Raw genomic sequence first — 15,678 nt, 5'->3', positions numbered from 1 at the left:
TCCAGGCCATCACTCTCGTGCCAGGACACCGTCAATCACCGCGCCGCGACAGCTGGCGAACAGGTCCAGGTCCCGGTTGTAGACCTGGCTGTTGACTTCCAGCAGCCCGAGCATCGAATGAAACAGGTTGTCCTGGCTCAAGGGCTTTTGCCGACTCAGTTGCAGGCAATGGGTGTCGACCGAGAAAGATTTCTGATAGCTGTCGGAAAACCAGGCAAGCATTGCCACGTGTTTCTGTTGCTCCGGGGCGAGCATGTAGGGCGTGCCATGGAGAAACAGGTTGTATTCGCCCAGGGACTCGCCATGATCCGACAGGTACAGCATGGCCGTGTCGACCTTGTCCTGGTTGGCCCGCAACAGATCGATCAGGGTCGAGAGCACATGATCGGTGTACACCAGCGTGTTGTCGTAGCCGTTGACGATGCTCTCGCGGCTGCAATTGTTCAGCGCGTTGCTTTCGCATACCGGGGTGAAATGCTCGTATTCCTTGGGATAGCGCTTGAAGTATTCCGGCCCGTGGCTGCCCATCTGGTGCAGTACCAGCACCGTGTCCTTGTCGAGTGTGTCGATGAAATGCTGCAAACCCTGGAGCAGGATTTCATCACGGCACTCACTGTTGGCGCACAGGGCCGGGTCCTTGAGATTGCTGACGTCCTGCAGCGTGACCCGATCACAGGTGCCCTTGCAGCCGGATTGGTTGTCCCGCCAGATCACCTCCAGCCCGGCGTGCTTGAGCACGTCCAGCAAACCCTCTTCATTCTTGGCCTTGCTGGCGTCATAGTTCTTGCGCCCCATGTTGGAAAACATACAGGGCACCGACACGGCGGTTTCCGTGCCGCAGGAATGCACATCGGTAAAGGCGATCAGGCCGGCCTCTTTGTCCAGTGTCGGTGTGGTATCGCGGTCATAGCCGAGGATGCCGAAGTTCTCGGCCCGGGCACTCTCGCCCACCACCAGTACGGTCAGGGATTTGCGGCCGTGGGTTTGCCAGGCCGGGTTGCGGCTCGCGTCCTCGCCCAGGGTGATGAACGGCTGCTTGGCCGACGCGACCTGCTCACGCAAATAGCCGAGCGACGCACCGATGTAGTTGCTCGGCACGACCATCAAACGCAACTCGTGGTGGTTGCGAAACAACGAAGACAAACCTTGGTAGTTGGCCAGGGCGACCATACCGATTACCGCGGCCGACGCCACGCCAACCAGCAACTTACTTAATAACTCTTTGGGCCAGCGACGGTAGCTGATCGGGGTCTTGAATAATAACCAGCAAGGCAACACCCCCAATAACCCGAGGTAGATAAACAACTTCAGCGACAACAGATCACGAACTTCCGTGGCATTGGTTTCAGCAAAGTTGCGCAACATGCCCGCATCGATCAATACACCGTATTGGGCCATGAAATACGCCACGCCAGCACTGATCAGGAACAATAGCATCAGCACGGGCTTGAGCAGCGGACGGAAGGCCACGAGCGTCAACACCAGGTTGAACGCGCAGAAAATCATCAGGCCAAACGCCACGCACATCAGCAGGCCACGAGCGTCAGCCGTGGTGATCGCCAGCAAGTGTTGCCAGAGAACGAGGTTGAAGCCCACTAACAAAAAGGCACTGGCGGCCAGTGTCACCCACTCGGGGCGCACGGCTTTAAGGGTCAGCATGATGGTTGACGACTTCCTGAAAGTTGCTCTTTGAAAAAGAAGTGCCGCAGGAAAATGTGAAAAGTTCATTTCCTACGGCAACACAAACTTTAGGTAGTCCACCATCAATTTTTCGTGAAAAAGTTGCTATTAAATAATTATTTAAGCGGCAAGCTCGACCCAGCTTGCAGTGCTAAAGAAAAGTGATGCGTGGCGAGGGAGCTTGCTCCCACTGGGCTGCGTAGCAGCCCCTTTTTGTGAGTGCTTCGCACTCAAGCGGGAGCAAGCTCCCTCACCACGTTTTTTCGGCTGCCCTAAGTGAACAGTCTTTCTTTGCCAATCAGCTTGCAGCTTGAAGCTGTTCTTAAGCCTGATTCAGATACCAACGCCAGTCCTGCTCCCCGACTTCCGCCATGAATTGGCGGTATTCGGCGCGCTTGACCGCCAGATAAACGCCAAGAAACTCATCGCCAAACGCTTCCCGCGCCCAGGCCGATGCCTCAAGGGCACGCAGGGTAGTGAGCCAGTCGGTGGGCAGCAACTCGGCCGCCTGGGCGTAGCCGTTGCCTTCGACAGGTTTCCCGGGATCGCACTGTTCACGTAGGCCGCGATGAATGCCGGCCAATATCGCCGCCGCAGCCAGGTAAGGGTTGGCATCGGCACCGCAGATACGATGCTCGATGTGCCTCGACAACGCCGGGCCGCCCGGCACCCTCAGGCTCACGGTGCGATTGTCCACGCCCCAGGTCGCCGCCAGCGGTGCGTAGCTGTTGCTTTGGAATCGCCGGTAGGAGTTGGCGTTCGGACAAAACATCAACAGCGAATCGAGCAAGGTGTCGAGCATCCCACCCACCGCATGGCGCAACAGCGGCGTGCCGTCGGCGGCTTCACTGGCAAACAGATTGTGGCCATCGCGGTCCGCCAGGCTGACATGCATGTGCATGCCGGAGCCCGCCAAGTGATCGAACGGCTTGGCCATGAAGCAGGCCTGCATGCCGTGCTTGTGGGCCACGCCCTTGACCAGTCGCTTGTAGCGCACCGCTTCATCCATGGCTTGCAAGGCATCGCTGCGGTGTTCAAGGGTGATCTCCACTTGTCCCGGTGCGTATTCGGAAATGGCGGTCCGGGCCGCAATGCCTTGCAGCTTGCACGCAGCGTACAGGTCGGCCAGGAACGGCTCGATCTGCTCCAGCTCGCGCAAACCGTAGACCTGGGTGGCACGCGGTCGGCCACCGTCGGCGTCCCGCGCTGGCTGTGGCCGGCCTTGGCTGTCGCGTTGCGCGTCCAGCAGATAAAACTCCAGCTCCGCCGCCATCACCGGGTAATAGCCGTCGGCCTGTAAAGCCTCGATCACCTGGCTGAGCAGATAACGCGGATCGGCGATGGTCGCCGGCATGCCCTCCTGGGGATGCATGCTGACCTGCACGGCGGCCGTAGGAATCAATCGCCAGGGCATACGTTGCAAGCTGCCGCTGAGGGGGTAGGCACGGCAATCGATGTCGCCGACGTCCCAGACCAGTCCGGAATTTTCCACATCATCGCCATTGACGGTGAGCCCGAGAATCGTACTGGGCAGTGGCCGGCCACTTTCGAAAACCGCCAGCAACTCGTCCCGATGCAACAACTTGCCCCGGGGCACGCCGTTGTTGTCGAGGATGAACAGCTCGAACAGTTCGATATCAGGGTTCTGCGCAAGGAACGCCTCGGCGTGTTGCACGGGAGCGAAAGAAATCTTGGCAAGGCTCATGAGAAGGCTCGTATTTCCATGTCGGACGGGCGACAAGGCACCGTCAGTCTGTGCTCGCCATTGAGCGAGCACTGCGAATGATCAACAGGTAATACGAGTATCTGGAGGACGGGCGTGACGGCAATGCCAGAGCGCCCAAAAGGCCAGCTCGGAGGGCAACGCACTGAGGGTTGGGGCCATGGCAGGCGTGAACCGGCCGACCGGATCGACCGCGGCAGATGAAGGGTATTGGAATGCCAGGGGCCAACCGTTCATGAGCGCATCACAGGAAACACATCGGACAAGCGTCCCACGCTACCCTGGGAGGTTAAACCTGGATTTGATGGAGCTTGGATCGCAGCCAACTAAACATAGGCAAACCAAACAGTCGTTGATCGACACGTCGTGTTCCCTACATTATCTGTCCCGTTCCCGACCATGAAAGCGCCTGCCTGGCATTCTCTTGGCACGATCGTTCCGTTAGGATCATCGGCCTGGTTTGCGCAAAATCCGCGCAAGGAGCACAGCGAGAGACAGAACGGATGCTGAACAGTAACTCCCTCAGAAAGCTCGACATGCAAGACCTCATGGTGTTTAGCGCCGTGTACGAGCAAAGCAGTGTCACCGGCGTGTCCGAGGCATTGTGCGTCAGTCAGTCAACCGTCAGTTATTGCCTCAAGAAACTGCGAACCTGTTTCGAAGACGAGCTATTCATCAACACCCGCACCGGCATGCGCCCCACCTATAAGGCCGAGGGCATGTACGAGCATGTGCGCGCCATTTTGCAAAGCATCAACCTGTGCCATGCCGGTACACCCACCTTCGATCCGACCCGGCAAGCCATTACCTTCAATATTTGCGCACCGGAATATTTCGAACAGTTGATCCTGCCGCAACTGCTGCAAGGCTTCGATTACGCCAATCTGCCGGTGGCGGTGAACGTGCACAAGCTCGAAGCCGACATCCCCGCCGAAGAGCTGCGCGACGGCAGCCTGGACCTGGTGATCTGCTTCGGCCCGAACTTCCACAGCAACCATGCCGATTTCAAATCCCGGCAGTTGCTGGAGGAGGACCTGGTTTGTGTCGTGGATAAACGGGCGACGCCACTTGAACCGCAACTGAGCCTTCAGTCTTTCGTACGGCGCCGACACGTGTTTCCGACGCCCTGGTCGTCAGCGACCAACATGGTGGACGGCTGGCTGTCGCAGCAGGCACAACAACGCCAGATTGCCGCCCGCGCCAACAGCTACAGTGCCGCACTGAAGATGATCACCGGCACCGACTTCATCCTGACCCTGCCCCGCCGTATCCAGAAATTGCTGGCCAACGAGGCAATCTTCAATCATCACGAAGCGCCCCAGGGCCTGCCGGGGTTCACCCTGAACATGCAGTGGAGCCTGGCCGTCGATCAGGACAGTGCCAACGCCTGGCTGCGCGAACAGATCATCAAGGCCTGCGCCGCCCGCGACACCTGAACGTCATTGACCGATCAAGGCCTTGGCATACGGGCCTCGATCGATGTCGAGGATTTCCACGCACAGTTGCACGCTAACGTCGGCCGGCCATGGCCCCAGTTCCTGGATCACGGCCAGCAGGCTATCGGCCAGTTGCTTCTTGATTTCCGTCGAGCGACCGCTTAGCAAGGCCAGCTTCACATGCACGAAACCTCGCTCGCCCAGCCCCGTGCCCACCCGGAACGTCTCGAGCTTCACGGCCCGGCTCTTGATGTCCAGCTCGGCCGCGAATTGACCAGAAGCCACCAGCGCATTGTTCAGGCGCAGCAATGCAACATCGGCCTTCAGCTCGGGCAGGTTGGCGGTGTACTCCATGTGCAGGTGAGGCATGTGTTCGACTCCGATTCGAAAATATGACAAGGGGATTTCAGCCGTCACAACCTTACCCCGACTTTAAACGTTGGGGCAGTTTTTGTTTCGCTGCGGGCCGGTGTCAGGGTTGTACCGAGACCTCACGCTCGCCCATGAAGGCCTCCAACCGTGACCGCAACCAGCGCTCGGCCGGGTCGCTGTCGACATGGCTCAGCCAGACCATGGACAAATCCAGGGTCGGGGTCTTGAAAGGAAAGGGTTCGTTGAACAGTTGCCCCGAAGCCGCCATGGCGGCGGCGGTATAGTCCGGCAAGCTGGCGATCAGGTCAGTGCCGGCCAGCAATGCCGGCAATGCGCTGTATTGCGGCACCGACAGCACGACCTGGCGTGTGCGTCCGATCTCGGCCAGCCATTCATCGACAAACCCGGCGACGTTCGCGGTATGGGACACCAGCACATGAGGTCGCGCGCAATACTCGTCCAGGGTCAGCGGCGTGTCCGACGCATCGGCGCGCAACACGCGGGGCTGGATGTGTCGCAACAATTTGCGCTTGGCGTTGGCCGGCAGGCCGCGAGTCTGGCTGATGCCCACGGTGATGTCGCCCGATGCCAGCAAATCGGGGATGCGCCAGTAATCGACGTGCTGGACCACGAACACAATTTTCGGCGCCTCTTGCCGCAGGCTGCTCAACAGGGGCGGCAAGAGGCCGAACTCGACGTCGTCCGACAGGCCGATGCGAAACGTCATGGTGCTGCTGGTGGGGTCGAAATCGTGGGTCAGGCTCAAGGCCACCGACAGCGAATCGAGCGCCGGAGACAGATGCCGAATGATTTCTTCAGCCCGGGCCGTCGGCTCCATGCGGTGACCGACGCGAATGAACAACGGGTCGTTGAACATTTTGCGCAAACGATTGAGGGCCGAGCTGATGGTCGGTTGGCCCAGGAACAGTTTTTCCGCCACCCGTGTCACGTTACGCTCAAGCATCAGCGTTTCGAAAACCACCATCAGGTTGATGTCGGCCTTGCGCAATTCGTTGCGGTTCATCCACTGCCCTCCATCCCTTGATTGGCTGCAGTGTAGAAACGCCTGGGGTTGTGCGTCTATGCGCAAAAAGGTTAAGCGCCTGCGTAATACCGTCGAAGAAATTGGGAGCGGCACCCTGCTTTTGTGGCGAGGGAGCTTGCTCCCGCTGGGCTGCGAAGCGGCCCCAAGATTTTGCGGTTGCTGCGCAACCGAGCGGGAGCAAGCTCCCTCGCCACAATGAAAAAAACCCTACCTCACGATCAGCGATTTCAGCCCCAGCGCCATGACTCGCTCATCACCTCCCAGCCCCAGCGCCTTGGGGCTGATGGCATCGGGTAAATGAAAATGCACGCGCAACGACCCATCCGTGCCCATCGTTTCACGAATAGCCGGTGTCAGGGGCAGTTCAAGGGTGTTGTCTTGCAGGCGCGTGAACTGCGTCGACAACGCCGCCACACCGTTGATCGAGACGTCCACTCGCTGGCGCGTATGCAGGGGGGGCTGCACGAACGCCGCCGCGTCTATCGAGAGGACGCGCGCTTCTGGCGCAATGCGCAAGACAATCTCAGCCTCGGTCCCTTCCGACCAGGTGCCCCAATCCTCGACGCGTCCCCAGCCACTGGCCAACATCGGGTTGATTCGGCTGAACACCTGGCGCTCGCCGATCTTCACCTGCACGTCCAGCGTCTCATCGGCAAACGATGGGCATTGGGCACATGACTTCCAACCCGGCGCCAGCACCACGAGGCCATCGATACGGGTCAACAGGTCGGTCTGGCGATTGACGGTCTTCGCCGCCTGGAGCGCGGCGCCAGGGTCGAGGATGTACAGCGAATCCGCTGCATACTCGCCGCTGGCAAGCATCTGCGCGGCGCGTCGCTGGGCTTGTTCGATCTCCCGGGTGCCCATGCGCCCCAGGTACACGCCATCGGTTTCCAATCCATGCTTCAGGGCGTATTGGCTGGTCAGCAGCCAGTTGTCCGGCTGGTTCTGCGGCAGCAGCGTCCGGACTTTCGAATAGTGGCTGGCCGCACTGGCCCAGAATGGATCATTCATGGAGGTGGACCAACTGGAGGCGGCCGGCATCATCCGGCTCTGGCGCAGGCCTGCCCATCCAGCGCGTGTATCCAGGACTTGCACCAGCAGGGCGATGGCCAACAGACACGCCGCCGCCCGTGGTTTGTTGCCGCGGATCACCAGGAAAATGACGGCAAATACGATGGCGTAGAACACCGGCCAGAACATCCGGCCAGACGCGCGAAAGACATTCGCCAGCTTCTCCAGGCTTCCGGGCAGCCAGTAATGCACATCCAGCACGCCGATACCGAGGGTGTTGGTCAGCGAAAACAGCGTCAACCCGAACAGCGCCCACAGCAACAACCCTCTGTGGCGCACGGCACTCACCAGACCGGTATTGCCTTGCAGCAGTGCCGCAGCGGCACAGATCGCCAGGATCAGGACTCCCAGTCCCAGGTAATTGAACCCTTCATAGTCCCCGGGCCCCTCGGGCAGGTCCCGCACGATGTAGGACCAGCCACTGGGGTCGACCAGCGACAGTACATTCAAGCGGTACAGGCCATAACCACCCGATACGGTCCCGCCACCCACACTGAAATAACCGGCCTGCCAGCAACAGAACGCAACCAGCAAAAACAAACCGCTCAGCTCGATCAAGGCATCGCGTCGGGACAAGCGACCCTTGATGGCCTGGTTGGCGAGGTCGGCCAGCCAGATCAACGCCACCATGGCCAACAAGTAGGCATGCACCAACGCTGTCGCGGCCAACAGCACGCCCCAGGCCAGCCGTCGCTTCTGCAAACCAGGACGCAGCGCCAGGTACAAGGCCGCCAGAATCAGGAAATGCCCGGACAACGACAAATGCCCGCCCATGCGCAGAAACATCGGCGGCGAAAACACAAACAACCCGGCGCCCAACAGCCTGATCCACAGTGACGGCGTCAGCAGGCCGAGCAGTTTCCAGGCGAACCAGGCTTGCAGGATGAAACAGGCCAGCAACCACAGGCCAAAATACTGGAACGTCTCGGGCAGCCAGCCGCTGAAGGGCTTGAACAGGAACGCCAGCAACGGATTGGAATCGGAAAAAATGATGCCGTTGCCCAACTCCAAACCATAGGAAGGGTTCATGCCCAACGGAAAGGTCCAGGGTGAACTGCGGAAAAACGCCCAGCCCAAGTAATGGGTTGTCGTATCGCCCTCCCCCAGCCAGGCGATGTTCGTGGGGTCCAATACCCGTGGCCCGATCACCAGCAGGAATGCCAGCGCGCCCAACAGGATGGGCAATAAGCAGCCCCAGTAACGCTCACCACGAACGGTCATCGATACGTCCAGAAATTATGCAGGATGAAGGTGAACACCGGGATAATCAGCGCCACGGCGGCGATGCCCGCCAGGTAATCCAGGCCGACGCGCTGGGCGCCCCAGGCCACCAGCATCGCCAGCCCGAACCCGCCGATCGATACCACCACGAAACGACCAAGGGTACGGCCATGCAAGCGACTGGAAAAGCTCCATAGGGTGTTGACCAGGTACGACACCACGGTCGCCACGACAAAGGCGAAACCATTGGCCAGTGGCGGGTTTGCCAGGATCAGGTGCACAAACAGCACGGCAGCCACCACATGGACTACGGTGACAACCAAGCCCGTCATGGCAAAGCGCAAGGCACGGCGCAGCAACGGCGAGTGCGTCCAGGTCACAGCTTCTGCGCCAGGCAGAACACCGTCAGGCCGACCATACGATTGGCGCCCATGAACGGACGCTCCAGGCTGCACAGTGACCTCAACACGCCATTGACCAGCGGATGATGACGCGCAAGCTGCGACTTGGCCGAGGCGCCGGACGCCTTGCGCTGCAACAGGCGCAGGGCGGCGGCAATGGGAAATACCAGGGCGAAGTAATACGCACCTTGCTGGACCTGCAAACCCGCCTGCGCCACGACACTTTCCAGCTGTTTGAGGGTGTAGCGGCGCTTATGCTCGAGAAAATCATCATGCCCGCTCCAGAGAAACTGGAACGCCGGCACGGTGATCAGGAAGCGGCTGCCCGACGGCACTTTGTCGACGTAGGCCTTGAGCAGCCCCACGTCATCATCCACATGCTCCAGCACGTCCATCAGCAACACCAGGTCAGCGTCCAGCGTGTCGATGGCACGGCGGTAGCGGACCGGTTTACCGGCGGTACTGGCGTCGGAGTCGGCCGGATAACTGATGTCCACGCACCAGGCCTGGGCCGTTGCGGTATGGGTCAGCAGGTGATGGGAAAAAAAGCCCGACCCGGCCCCCACGTCCAGCAGCGTACTGGCCGAGGTGCCCTTGAGCATGTGCAGCATGGCGCGCGCTTTCGACCGGTAGTACCAATGCTGCTCGATATCGGGACCGAGGATATCGGTTTCCTTAAGGTCCATGGTCAGTCCTTGGCGTCATAGAGGCGCCGCACCAGGAAAATCGGTCGGCGCTTGGATTCGATGTAGGTGCGGCCCAGGTACTCACCCAGCACGCCGATGCCGATCAGTTGCAACCCACCCAGGAACGTGACCGCCACCATCAGCGAAGCATAGCCCGGCAGGTCCACCCCGGAAATCAGGGTTCGCAGTACGATGAAGATGGCGAACGCAAAAGACACCAGCGAGACGCAAAGCCCCAGGTACGTCCAGATACGCAGCGGTTCGGTGCTGAAGCTGGTGATGCCTTCAAGAGCAAAATTCCACAGGCGCCAGCCATTGAACTTGCTTTCACCGGCGGCCCGTTCAGGCCTGACGTAATCCACGTAGGTGGTGCGGAATCCTACCCAGGCAAACAGCCCTTTCATGAAGCGGCGAGATTCAGGCAGGGTTTGCAGGGCATCGACCACGCAGCGATCCATCAAGCGAAAATCGCCGACATTCTCCGGCAGCTTGTGGTCGGCGATTTTATTGTGCAGCCGGTAGAACCCGTTGGCGGAAACCTGCTTGGCCCAGGAGTCGGAGTCGCGGTTGATCCGATGGCCCAGCACCACCTCGGCACCGTTGCGCCAGTGGGCAATCATTTCCAGGATTACTTCGGGAGGGTCTTGCAAATCGACATCGATCGGCACCACCGCCTGGCCACGAGCGGCTTGCAGGCCGGCACTCAACGCCGCCTCCTTGCCGAAGTTGCGACTCAGGTCGACGACTCGGATGCGCGGATCGGTCTTCTGCCGTTCCAGCAGCAGCACCAATGTGTCGTCCACGCTGCCGTCGTTGACGAACACCAGCTCCAGGCTCACCAGCGCTTCATGGGCAAAGACCTGGTCGATCCTGGCCATGAACACATCGATGGACTGGACTTCGTTGTAGACCGGAATGACAAGCGAAAGCGCTAGACGACCTTGCAGATCCGTTCCTGGATATTCAGTCACTTGATAGCTCTTTTTCTTATAGTGTTTTCAGTCCCATCGGCTTGCGGCCCTAGGCGTCGAAACGTATTAAGCAGGACCGAGCAGGGCAACGCAAGGATCAAACCGGAACTTCATCGGACCGTGTGTTCGCAACATGACTTTTTTCCTACAGAAAGTCGAACCCTCTTTCCAGGCTCATGCCCAGCAATATTTAATAACCAATGGAAACGAATTTCCCGTAGCCAAAACCCGCCACTTGGCTAGGCTGGCAGCCACATGTCCAACGCATGTCTTGACTGAATGAATCGCAGGGAGCGAACCGATGTATTTTGAAATCTATCGACAGACCCGAGGCACCCCGAGCACTGGAAAAGGCCAATGGCGCTGGCGCTTGAGAGCCGGCAACCACGAAACGATCGCCAGCGGCGAATCCTATGTGAACAAGAGTGACTGCCTTCACGTCATCGGGCTGATCAAGAATGTCCAGGGCGAAACGCCTGTGAAGGAGATCTGAGCCGAATCATTGTGGCGAGGGAGCTGGCTCCCGCTGGGCTGCGAAGCGGCCCTATGATTTTGCGGTTGCTGCGCAACCGAGCGGGAGCAAGCTCCCTCGCCACGGGTTCAATCGCCTCAAGTGAGCAGTTTGCAGCCTGAGCTTTTTTGCTGTAACGAAGGTTTTCAGGCAGGTAGGGTATGCGGACAAAAGCAGGAGGCTGGTGCAATGACTCGATCAATCCATAATCGCGACTGGCTGGTGCGGGCGCCCGAATCGAGGAAAATGGAACGCATCGAGGCCTATTTCAGCGGGCATGGCTACACCACCCATCGCCACGACACCTACGCCATCGGAATCACACTTTCCGGCGTGCAGAGCTTCAATTATCGCCACAGCAAGCGCCACAGCCAGCCTGGCGGCACCATCGTCCTGCATCCGGACGAGGCGCACGATGGCGAAGCCGGGACGAACGAGGGTTTTCGCTACCGGATGTTCTACATAGAACCGTCGGTGATCCAGCAAGTGCTGGGGGGCAAGCCATTGCCCTTCATCGAAGGAGGATTGTCCAACGACCCTCGCCTCAACATCGCGACCCGTCGACTATTGAACGGCCTGGATCATCCCCTCGATCCGCTGGAGGAAGAGGACGCCATCTACGATGTGGCCCAGGCACTCGACATCGCAGCCGGCAGCCGACGTGGGCGGCGGCTGATCGACTACCCCGCGGCAGAGCGTGCCCGCCTGTTCATCCATGATGCCCTCCAGCAGACGATCACACTGGACGACCTGGTGCAGGCCAGCGGCCGGGATCGATGGAGCCTGTCCCGGGATTTCCGGGCACTGTATGGCACCAGTCCCTATCGCTACATCACCCAGCGCCGCTTGAACGAAGCCCGGCGCCTGGTATTCCATGGCATGCCGCTGAGCGAAGTAGCCCTGGCCTGTGGTTTTTTCGATCAGGGCCACATGACTCGACTGCACACCCAGGCCTTCGGTATTTCACCGGCACGCTGGCTGAAAATGCTGCGCTGAAGGCACAGGCTGGGCACGACAAAAAGCTGCACGATCATCCAATACGACACCCAGGCCCCGACAGTAAGGTACAGCTCACCACCCACCTGAGGAGCATGCCTCGATGACCCACTACGCCCCCATCAACTTCGCTCAGAAATACGCACTGTTCCACGAACAATGGGCACCGAAAGTCGTGGCCGAAATGAATGACTACCAATTCAAGATCGTCCGGCTCGAAGGCGAATTCATCTGGCACACCCACGCCGACACCGATGAAACCTTCATCGTGCTGGAGGGCCAGTTGCATATCGACTTTCGCGACGGTGCGGTGACCATAGGGCCGGGCGAAATGTACGTGGTCAAAAAAGGTGTCGAGCACAAGCCCAGCGCCGCGCACGAAGTGAAACTGCTGCTGATCGAACCACGTGGTGTCCTCAATACCGGCGAACAAACCAATGAGCGAACGGCAGTCAATGATGTGTGGATCTGACTGAGCCAGGCTCAATCGTATTCAGCTTCCTGGTGATCGCCCAACAACCGCCGCTGACGAGGTGTCGCGGCGACCAAGACCACAGGATTGAACTGCCAATGCAAATAAGGTGAGAACTTCTGCGCGACCATCCGCCGACCATAGTGCACCTGAAGCATGTAACGCGTGCGGTCGGCGGTCCGGTTATCGCTACCGGCGTGCCATAACTCACTGCGCAGTATCAGCACATCGCCCGCCCGGCACAGCACGGGCTGCGCGGGGCGCCCTTGCCACTGCGTTTCGCCCTTCACGGGTGCCCGGCCGGCTTTGTGGCTGCCCGGAATGACCTGGGTCGGGCTCAAGTCGGCGTCGATGTCATCCAGGTAAAACTGCGCGGTAAAAACCTGCATCGGCAGTTCAAAGGCAGGGTCGGCCAACAGCCCTGGCGGCAATTGCATCGCCAGATAATCCAGGTGCAACGGTGCCCCGGTAAAACCGGGATGGCAGCGCCAGGCCGTTTGGCCGATGACATGGCAATCATCGCCCAGGGCTGCCTCGGCCAGCTCGATCACCCCGGCCACATCCAGGAACGGTAGCCAGAACGGATCGCGATTGAACACACATTTGTAATGATCGATGACACCGCTGTAGTCCCAATGCTGGGGCTTCAATTGGTCGATGGCATGGCGCAGGTCGGCGATCTGTCGGGCATCCAACACGCCGGGCATCAGGACAAAACCGTCCTGATGCAGCGCACGGAGCTGATCGTCAGTGGACACGACACCCTCCTGCTTCAGGTGCGGAAGCGGCCGATCAGTTCTGCCAGGTTTCTCGACAGGCTGGAAAGCTGTTGGCTGGCATGCATGCTCTGGGCAGAGTTCGCTGCCGCTTCGTTGGACAAGTCGCGGATATCGGAGATGTTGCGGGCGATCTCTTCGGTGACGCTGCTTTGCTCCTCGCAAGCACTTGCGATTTGCGCGGCCATGTCATTGATCTGCTGGATCGAACCGCCGGTACCGCTAAGCACCTGATCGACACCCGCGGCACGTTCGACGCTATCGCGGGCCTTGGTGCTGCCCACGTGCATGGCTTGTACAGCCTTGGCGACACCGCTCTGCAACCGCTCGATGCGAACCTGAATGTCCTTGGTCGAATCCTGTGTGCGCGCCGCAAGCGCCCTCACTTCATCGGCCACCACGGCAAAACCGCGGCCCTGCTCACCGGCCCGCGCGGCTTCGATGGCAGCGTTCAGCGCCAACAGGTTGGTCTGTTCGGCAATGCCACGGATCACCTCAAGCACGGCGCCAATACTGGAGGTTTCCTGGGCCAATGCCTCGATCGTGCCCGAAGCGCTCTCCACTTCCTGGGCCAACTGACGGATCGATTCGATGGTACTGCTGACCACCTCGGCACCGTCACGAGACTGGCTGCTCGCCTGTTGCGCGGCGCCCGAGGCGTTCGCCGCGTTATGCGCGACTTCATGCACCGCTGCGCTCATCTGGGTCGCAGCGGTGCTGACCTGATCGAGCGCCGCATGTTCGCTGCTGATCAACCGGTCATTCGTCGCGGCCATATCGGCCATGGCGCGGGCGGCGGAATCTACTTCACCTGTCACCCGTCCAACCTCGGCGATCAACGGCTGCAACTTGTCGAGAAAGCGGTTGAAGGCGCTGCCGAGCTGGCCCAACTCATCGGCCGAGCGTACCTCCAGACGCCCTTTCAGATCGCCGCCGCCCTCGGCAATCTGCTCGACGCGGTGCAGCAGTCGACGCATAGGGCTCAGCACCACAAGTGGCAGAACGACAAGCACCAGGATGCAACCAAGCAAGCCGACCAGCAGAATCACGCCTTGATGCACGCCGACCGTCTCACCGTTTTCAATCGCTGCGTCGCCTTCGCGATGCGACGCCGCATCCTCTAGCTCACCCAGCTTGTCGATAGAGTCGCGCATGGTTTCGAACAGGCGCTCACTGTCACCAAAACTCAGGGCACTGGCGCCCTGCGGATCGCCTACAGACAGTTCGAGGACCCGCCGCGACACCTGCATCCATTTCCCGAAGCTGTCATTGAACTGACTGACCAACGCCTGCGCCTCGGCACCGGGCTGCATCGCGGCATATTTCTGCACGCGGTCATAAGCCTGCTTCGCATTCTCGCCATGACTGGTGCTCAGCGCTTTCAAATGCTCGTTTGCATGACCATCCAGCAGGCTGCGCTCGGCGACGAAAGCCTGATAAAGATCACGGTCGGCGTTGAGCAGCAGGCTGATCGCCGGCAGATAACGCTTGGTCAATTGCGTACTGGATTCAGTCACCTGACCGATACCGCGCATGCCCGCCCACCCCATCAGCACCAGCAACACAGCCAGGAATGCGATCGGAAGGGTGATTTTCCAGCGAAAGCCCAGATCGGCAAAAAACCGCAGCATGGGGTGTCACTCCTTTCATGGGGATTAACCTACCTATCGGCAGCCATGCCTTGAGCTATAGACCATTAGTCCAATTGTTACAAAGCTTTGGGTCTGGCAGACACCGGGGTTATGCAGGTCGCTGAGGGGGGGGGGCGGGATAAAAAAAGGCGGGGGGAGGCAATAGCTGCGGGAGTTTTCTGACACTTCCCGCCCACATAATTTAGGAGTTTTCTGACTCATCATCTGATTGATGATTTTTCCAGAAGGGCTCTATAGTCCAAGCGTCGTTCGTAAGAGCGGCTTGGGTTTGGCGACGATCGGGTTTCCTCGGGATTCGTACAGAGTCTAGCGCTTGGCGGACGCAATACCTCCCGCGTCTCACTCGATCCAATGGTCTCGGCCCGCGAATGCCTGGGCTGCCAATACTCTATTGGCAAACAAAGCCGGCACCCAGATCGCTATGGGCTGTACCACTTTCGTCGCTCACCCGAACGGATGGGATCAGATGGCTGAGCCGCATCGAGCGGTTGAAAATGGTGGGGGGTCTCGGACTGGATGCGACCACCCTTGCAAAGGCTTTCAGTGCCCGGAACGCCCGTTGATACGCGGGTCGCGGAGCGGGTTTGACGGGGTTGCCAGCGGCGCAGCCCGTATAGCCAAACGATACACGCGTATAGACAATAGCTACACGCTGATATAGT

14 protein-coding genes and 1 pseudogene are annotated in these 15,678 nt (G+C 59.6%); 4 read left to right on the top strand and 11 right to left on the bottom strand.

All coding sequences use genetic code 11. The features are described 5' to 3' along the window. Positions 1-9 precede the first annotated feature (9 nt). Both BLO97_RS17710 and BLO97_RS17705 read right to left on the bottom strand, forming a co-directional pair. Positions 10-1,659, bottom strand: coding sequence for a phosphoethanolamine transferase (locus BLO97_RS17710; protein WP_092347086.1), 1,650 nt, complete (start codon positions 1,657-1,659; stop codon positions 10-12). A gap of 343 nt (positions 1,660-2,002) precedes the next feature. After that, positions 2,003-3,370 (bottom strand): glutamine synthetase family protein, encoded by a 1,368-nt coding sequence (locus BLO97_RS17705; protein WP_170862030.1) that lies wholly within the window; start codon positions 3,368-3,370, stop codon positions 2,003-2,005. Between the two features lie 536 nt (positions 3,371-3,906). Between BLO97_RS17705 and BLO97_RS17700 the strand changes: the two genes are divergently transcribed. Next, positions 3,907-4,839, top strand: coding sequence for a LysR family transcriptional regulator (locus tag BLO97_RS17700; protein ID WP_092148569.1), 933 nt, complete (start codon positions 3,907-3,909; stop codon positions 4,837-4,839). Between the two features lie 3 nt (positions 4,840-4,842). On the opposite strand, the gene BLO97_RS17695 is transcribed toward BLO97_RS17700, so the two are convergent. The 6 genes from BLO97_RS17695 to BLO97_RS17670 form a co-directional block, all read right to left on the bottom strand. Beyond that, entirely contained in the window at positions 4,843-5,208 is a 366-nt protein-coding gene (locus BLO97_RS17695; RefSeq protein WP_063322511.1) for a 5-carboxymethyl-2-hydroxymuconate Delta-isomerase, read from the bottom strand. A 103-nt stretch (positions 5,209-5,311) separates the two neighbouring features. Beyond that, a complete protein-coding gene (locus BLO97_RS17690; RefSeq protein ID WP_063322512.1) occupies positions 5,312-6,235 on the bottom strand; it encodes a LysR family transcriptional regulator in 924 nt (307 codons plus the stop codon). 228 nt (positions 6,236-6,463) lie between these two features. Continuing rightward, positions 6,464-8,551, bottom strand: coding sequence for a DUF6311 domain-containing protein (locus tag BLO97_RS17685; protein WP_092347083.1), 2,088 nt, complete (start codon positions 8,549-8,551; stop codon positions 6,464-6,466). Further along, complete coding sequence (locus BLO97_RS17680) at positions 8,548-8,883, bottom strand: GtrA family protein (protein WP_063325150.1); 336 nt, start codon at positions 8,881-8,883, stop codon at positions 8,548-8,550. The genes BLO97_RS17685 and BLO97_RS17680 overlap by 4 nt, the downstream gene beginning before the upstream one ends. Positions 8,884-8,927: 44 nt before the next feature. Next, the gene (locus tag BLO97_RS17675) at positions 8,928-9,638 is read right to left on the bottom strand and encodes a class I SAM-dependent methyltransferase (RefSeq protein ID WP_092347080.1); all 711 of its coding nucleotides are present in this window, start codon (positions 9,636-9,638) and stop codon (positions 8,928-8,930) included. A gap of 2 nt (positions 9,639-9,640) precedes the next feature. Further along, positions 9,641-10,609: a glycosyltransferase family 2 protein gene (locus BLO97_RS17670; protein ID WP_092224883.1), complete on the bottom strand. Its 969-nt coding sequence runs from the start codon at positions 10,607-10,609 to the stop codon at positions 9,641-9,643. A 301-nt stretch (positions 10,610-10,910) separates the two neighbouring features. On the opposite strand from BLO97_RS17670, the gene BLO97_RS17665 reads away from it, so the two are divergent. From BLO97_RS17665 to BLO97_RS17655, 3 genes are all read left to right on the top strand, one after another. Continuing rightward, a complete protein-coding gene (locus BLO97_RS17665; RefSeq protein WP_014337049.1) occupies positions 10,911-11,102 on the top strand; it encodes a YegP family protein in 192 nt (63 codons plus the stop codon). A gap of 207 nt (positions 11,103-11,309) precedes the next feature. After that, positions 11,310-12,116 (top strand): AraC family transcriptional regulator, encoded by an 807-nt coding sequence (locus BLO97_RS17660; protein WP_092347077.1) that lies wholly within the window; start codon positions 11,310-11,312, stop codon positions 12,114-12,116. A 103-nt stretch (positions 12,117-12,219) separates the two neighbouring features. Beyond that, a complete protein-coding gene (locus tag BLO97_RS17655; protein WP_092347074.1) occupies positions 12,220-12,588 on the top strand; it encodes a cupin domain-containing protein in 369 nt (122 codons plus the stop codon). An 11-nt stretch (positions 12,589-12,599) separates the two neighbouring features. On the opposite strand, the gene BLO97_RS17650 is transcribed toward BLO97_RS17655, so the two are convergent. The 3 genes and pseudogenes from BLO97_RS17650 to BLO97_RS32360 all read right to left on the bottom strand — a co-directional run. Next, on the bottom strand, positions 12,600-13,346 hold the full coding sequence (locus BLO97_RS17650; RefSeq protein ID WP_092224890.1) for a phytanoyl-CoA dioxygenase family protein: 747 nt from the start codon (positions 13,344-13,346) through the stop codon (positions 12,600-12,602). 14 nt (positions 13,347-13,360) lie between these two features. Beyond that, positions 13,361-14,140 carry a methyl-accepting chemotaxis protein gene (locus BLO97_RS32365; protein WP_371914903.1) on the bottom strand — a complete coding sequence of 260 codons (780 nt, stop codon included), beginning with the start codon at positions 14,138-14,140 and terminating at the stop codon, positions 13,361-13,363. Positions 14,141-14,218: 78 nt separating this feature from the next. Next, positions 14,219-14,995: pseudogene (locus tag BLO97_RS32360) on the bottom strand (MCP four helix bundle domain-containing protein); the annotation flags it as partial. Positions 14,996-15,678: the final 683 nt, after the last annotated feature.

Origin of the sequence: Pseudomonas sp. NFACC05-1 (assembly GCF_900100135.1) — a bacterium.
Classification (GTDB): domain Bacteria; phylum Pseudomonadota; class Gammaproteobacteria; order Pseudomonadales; family Pseudomonadaceae; genus Aquipseudomonas; species Aquipseudomonas fluorescens_Q.
This window is presented reverse-complemented; position numbering and strand designations above follow the sequence as displayed.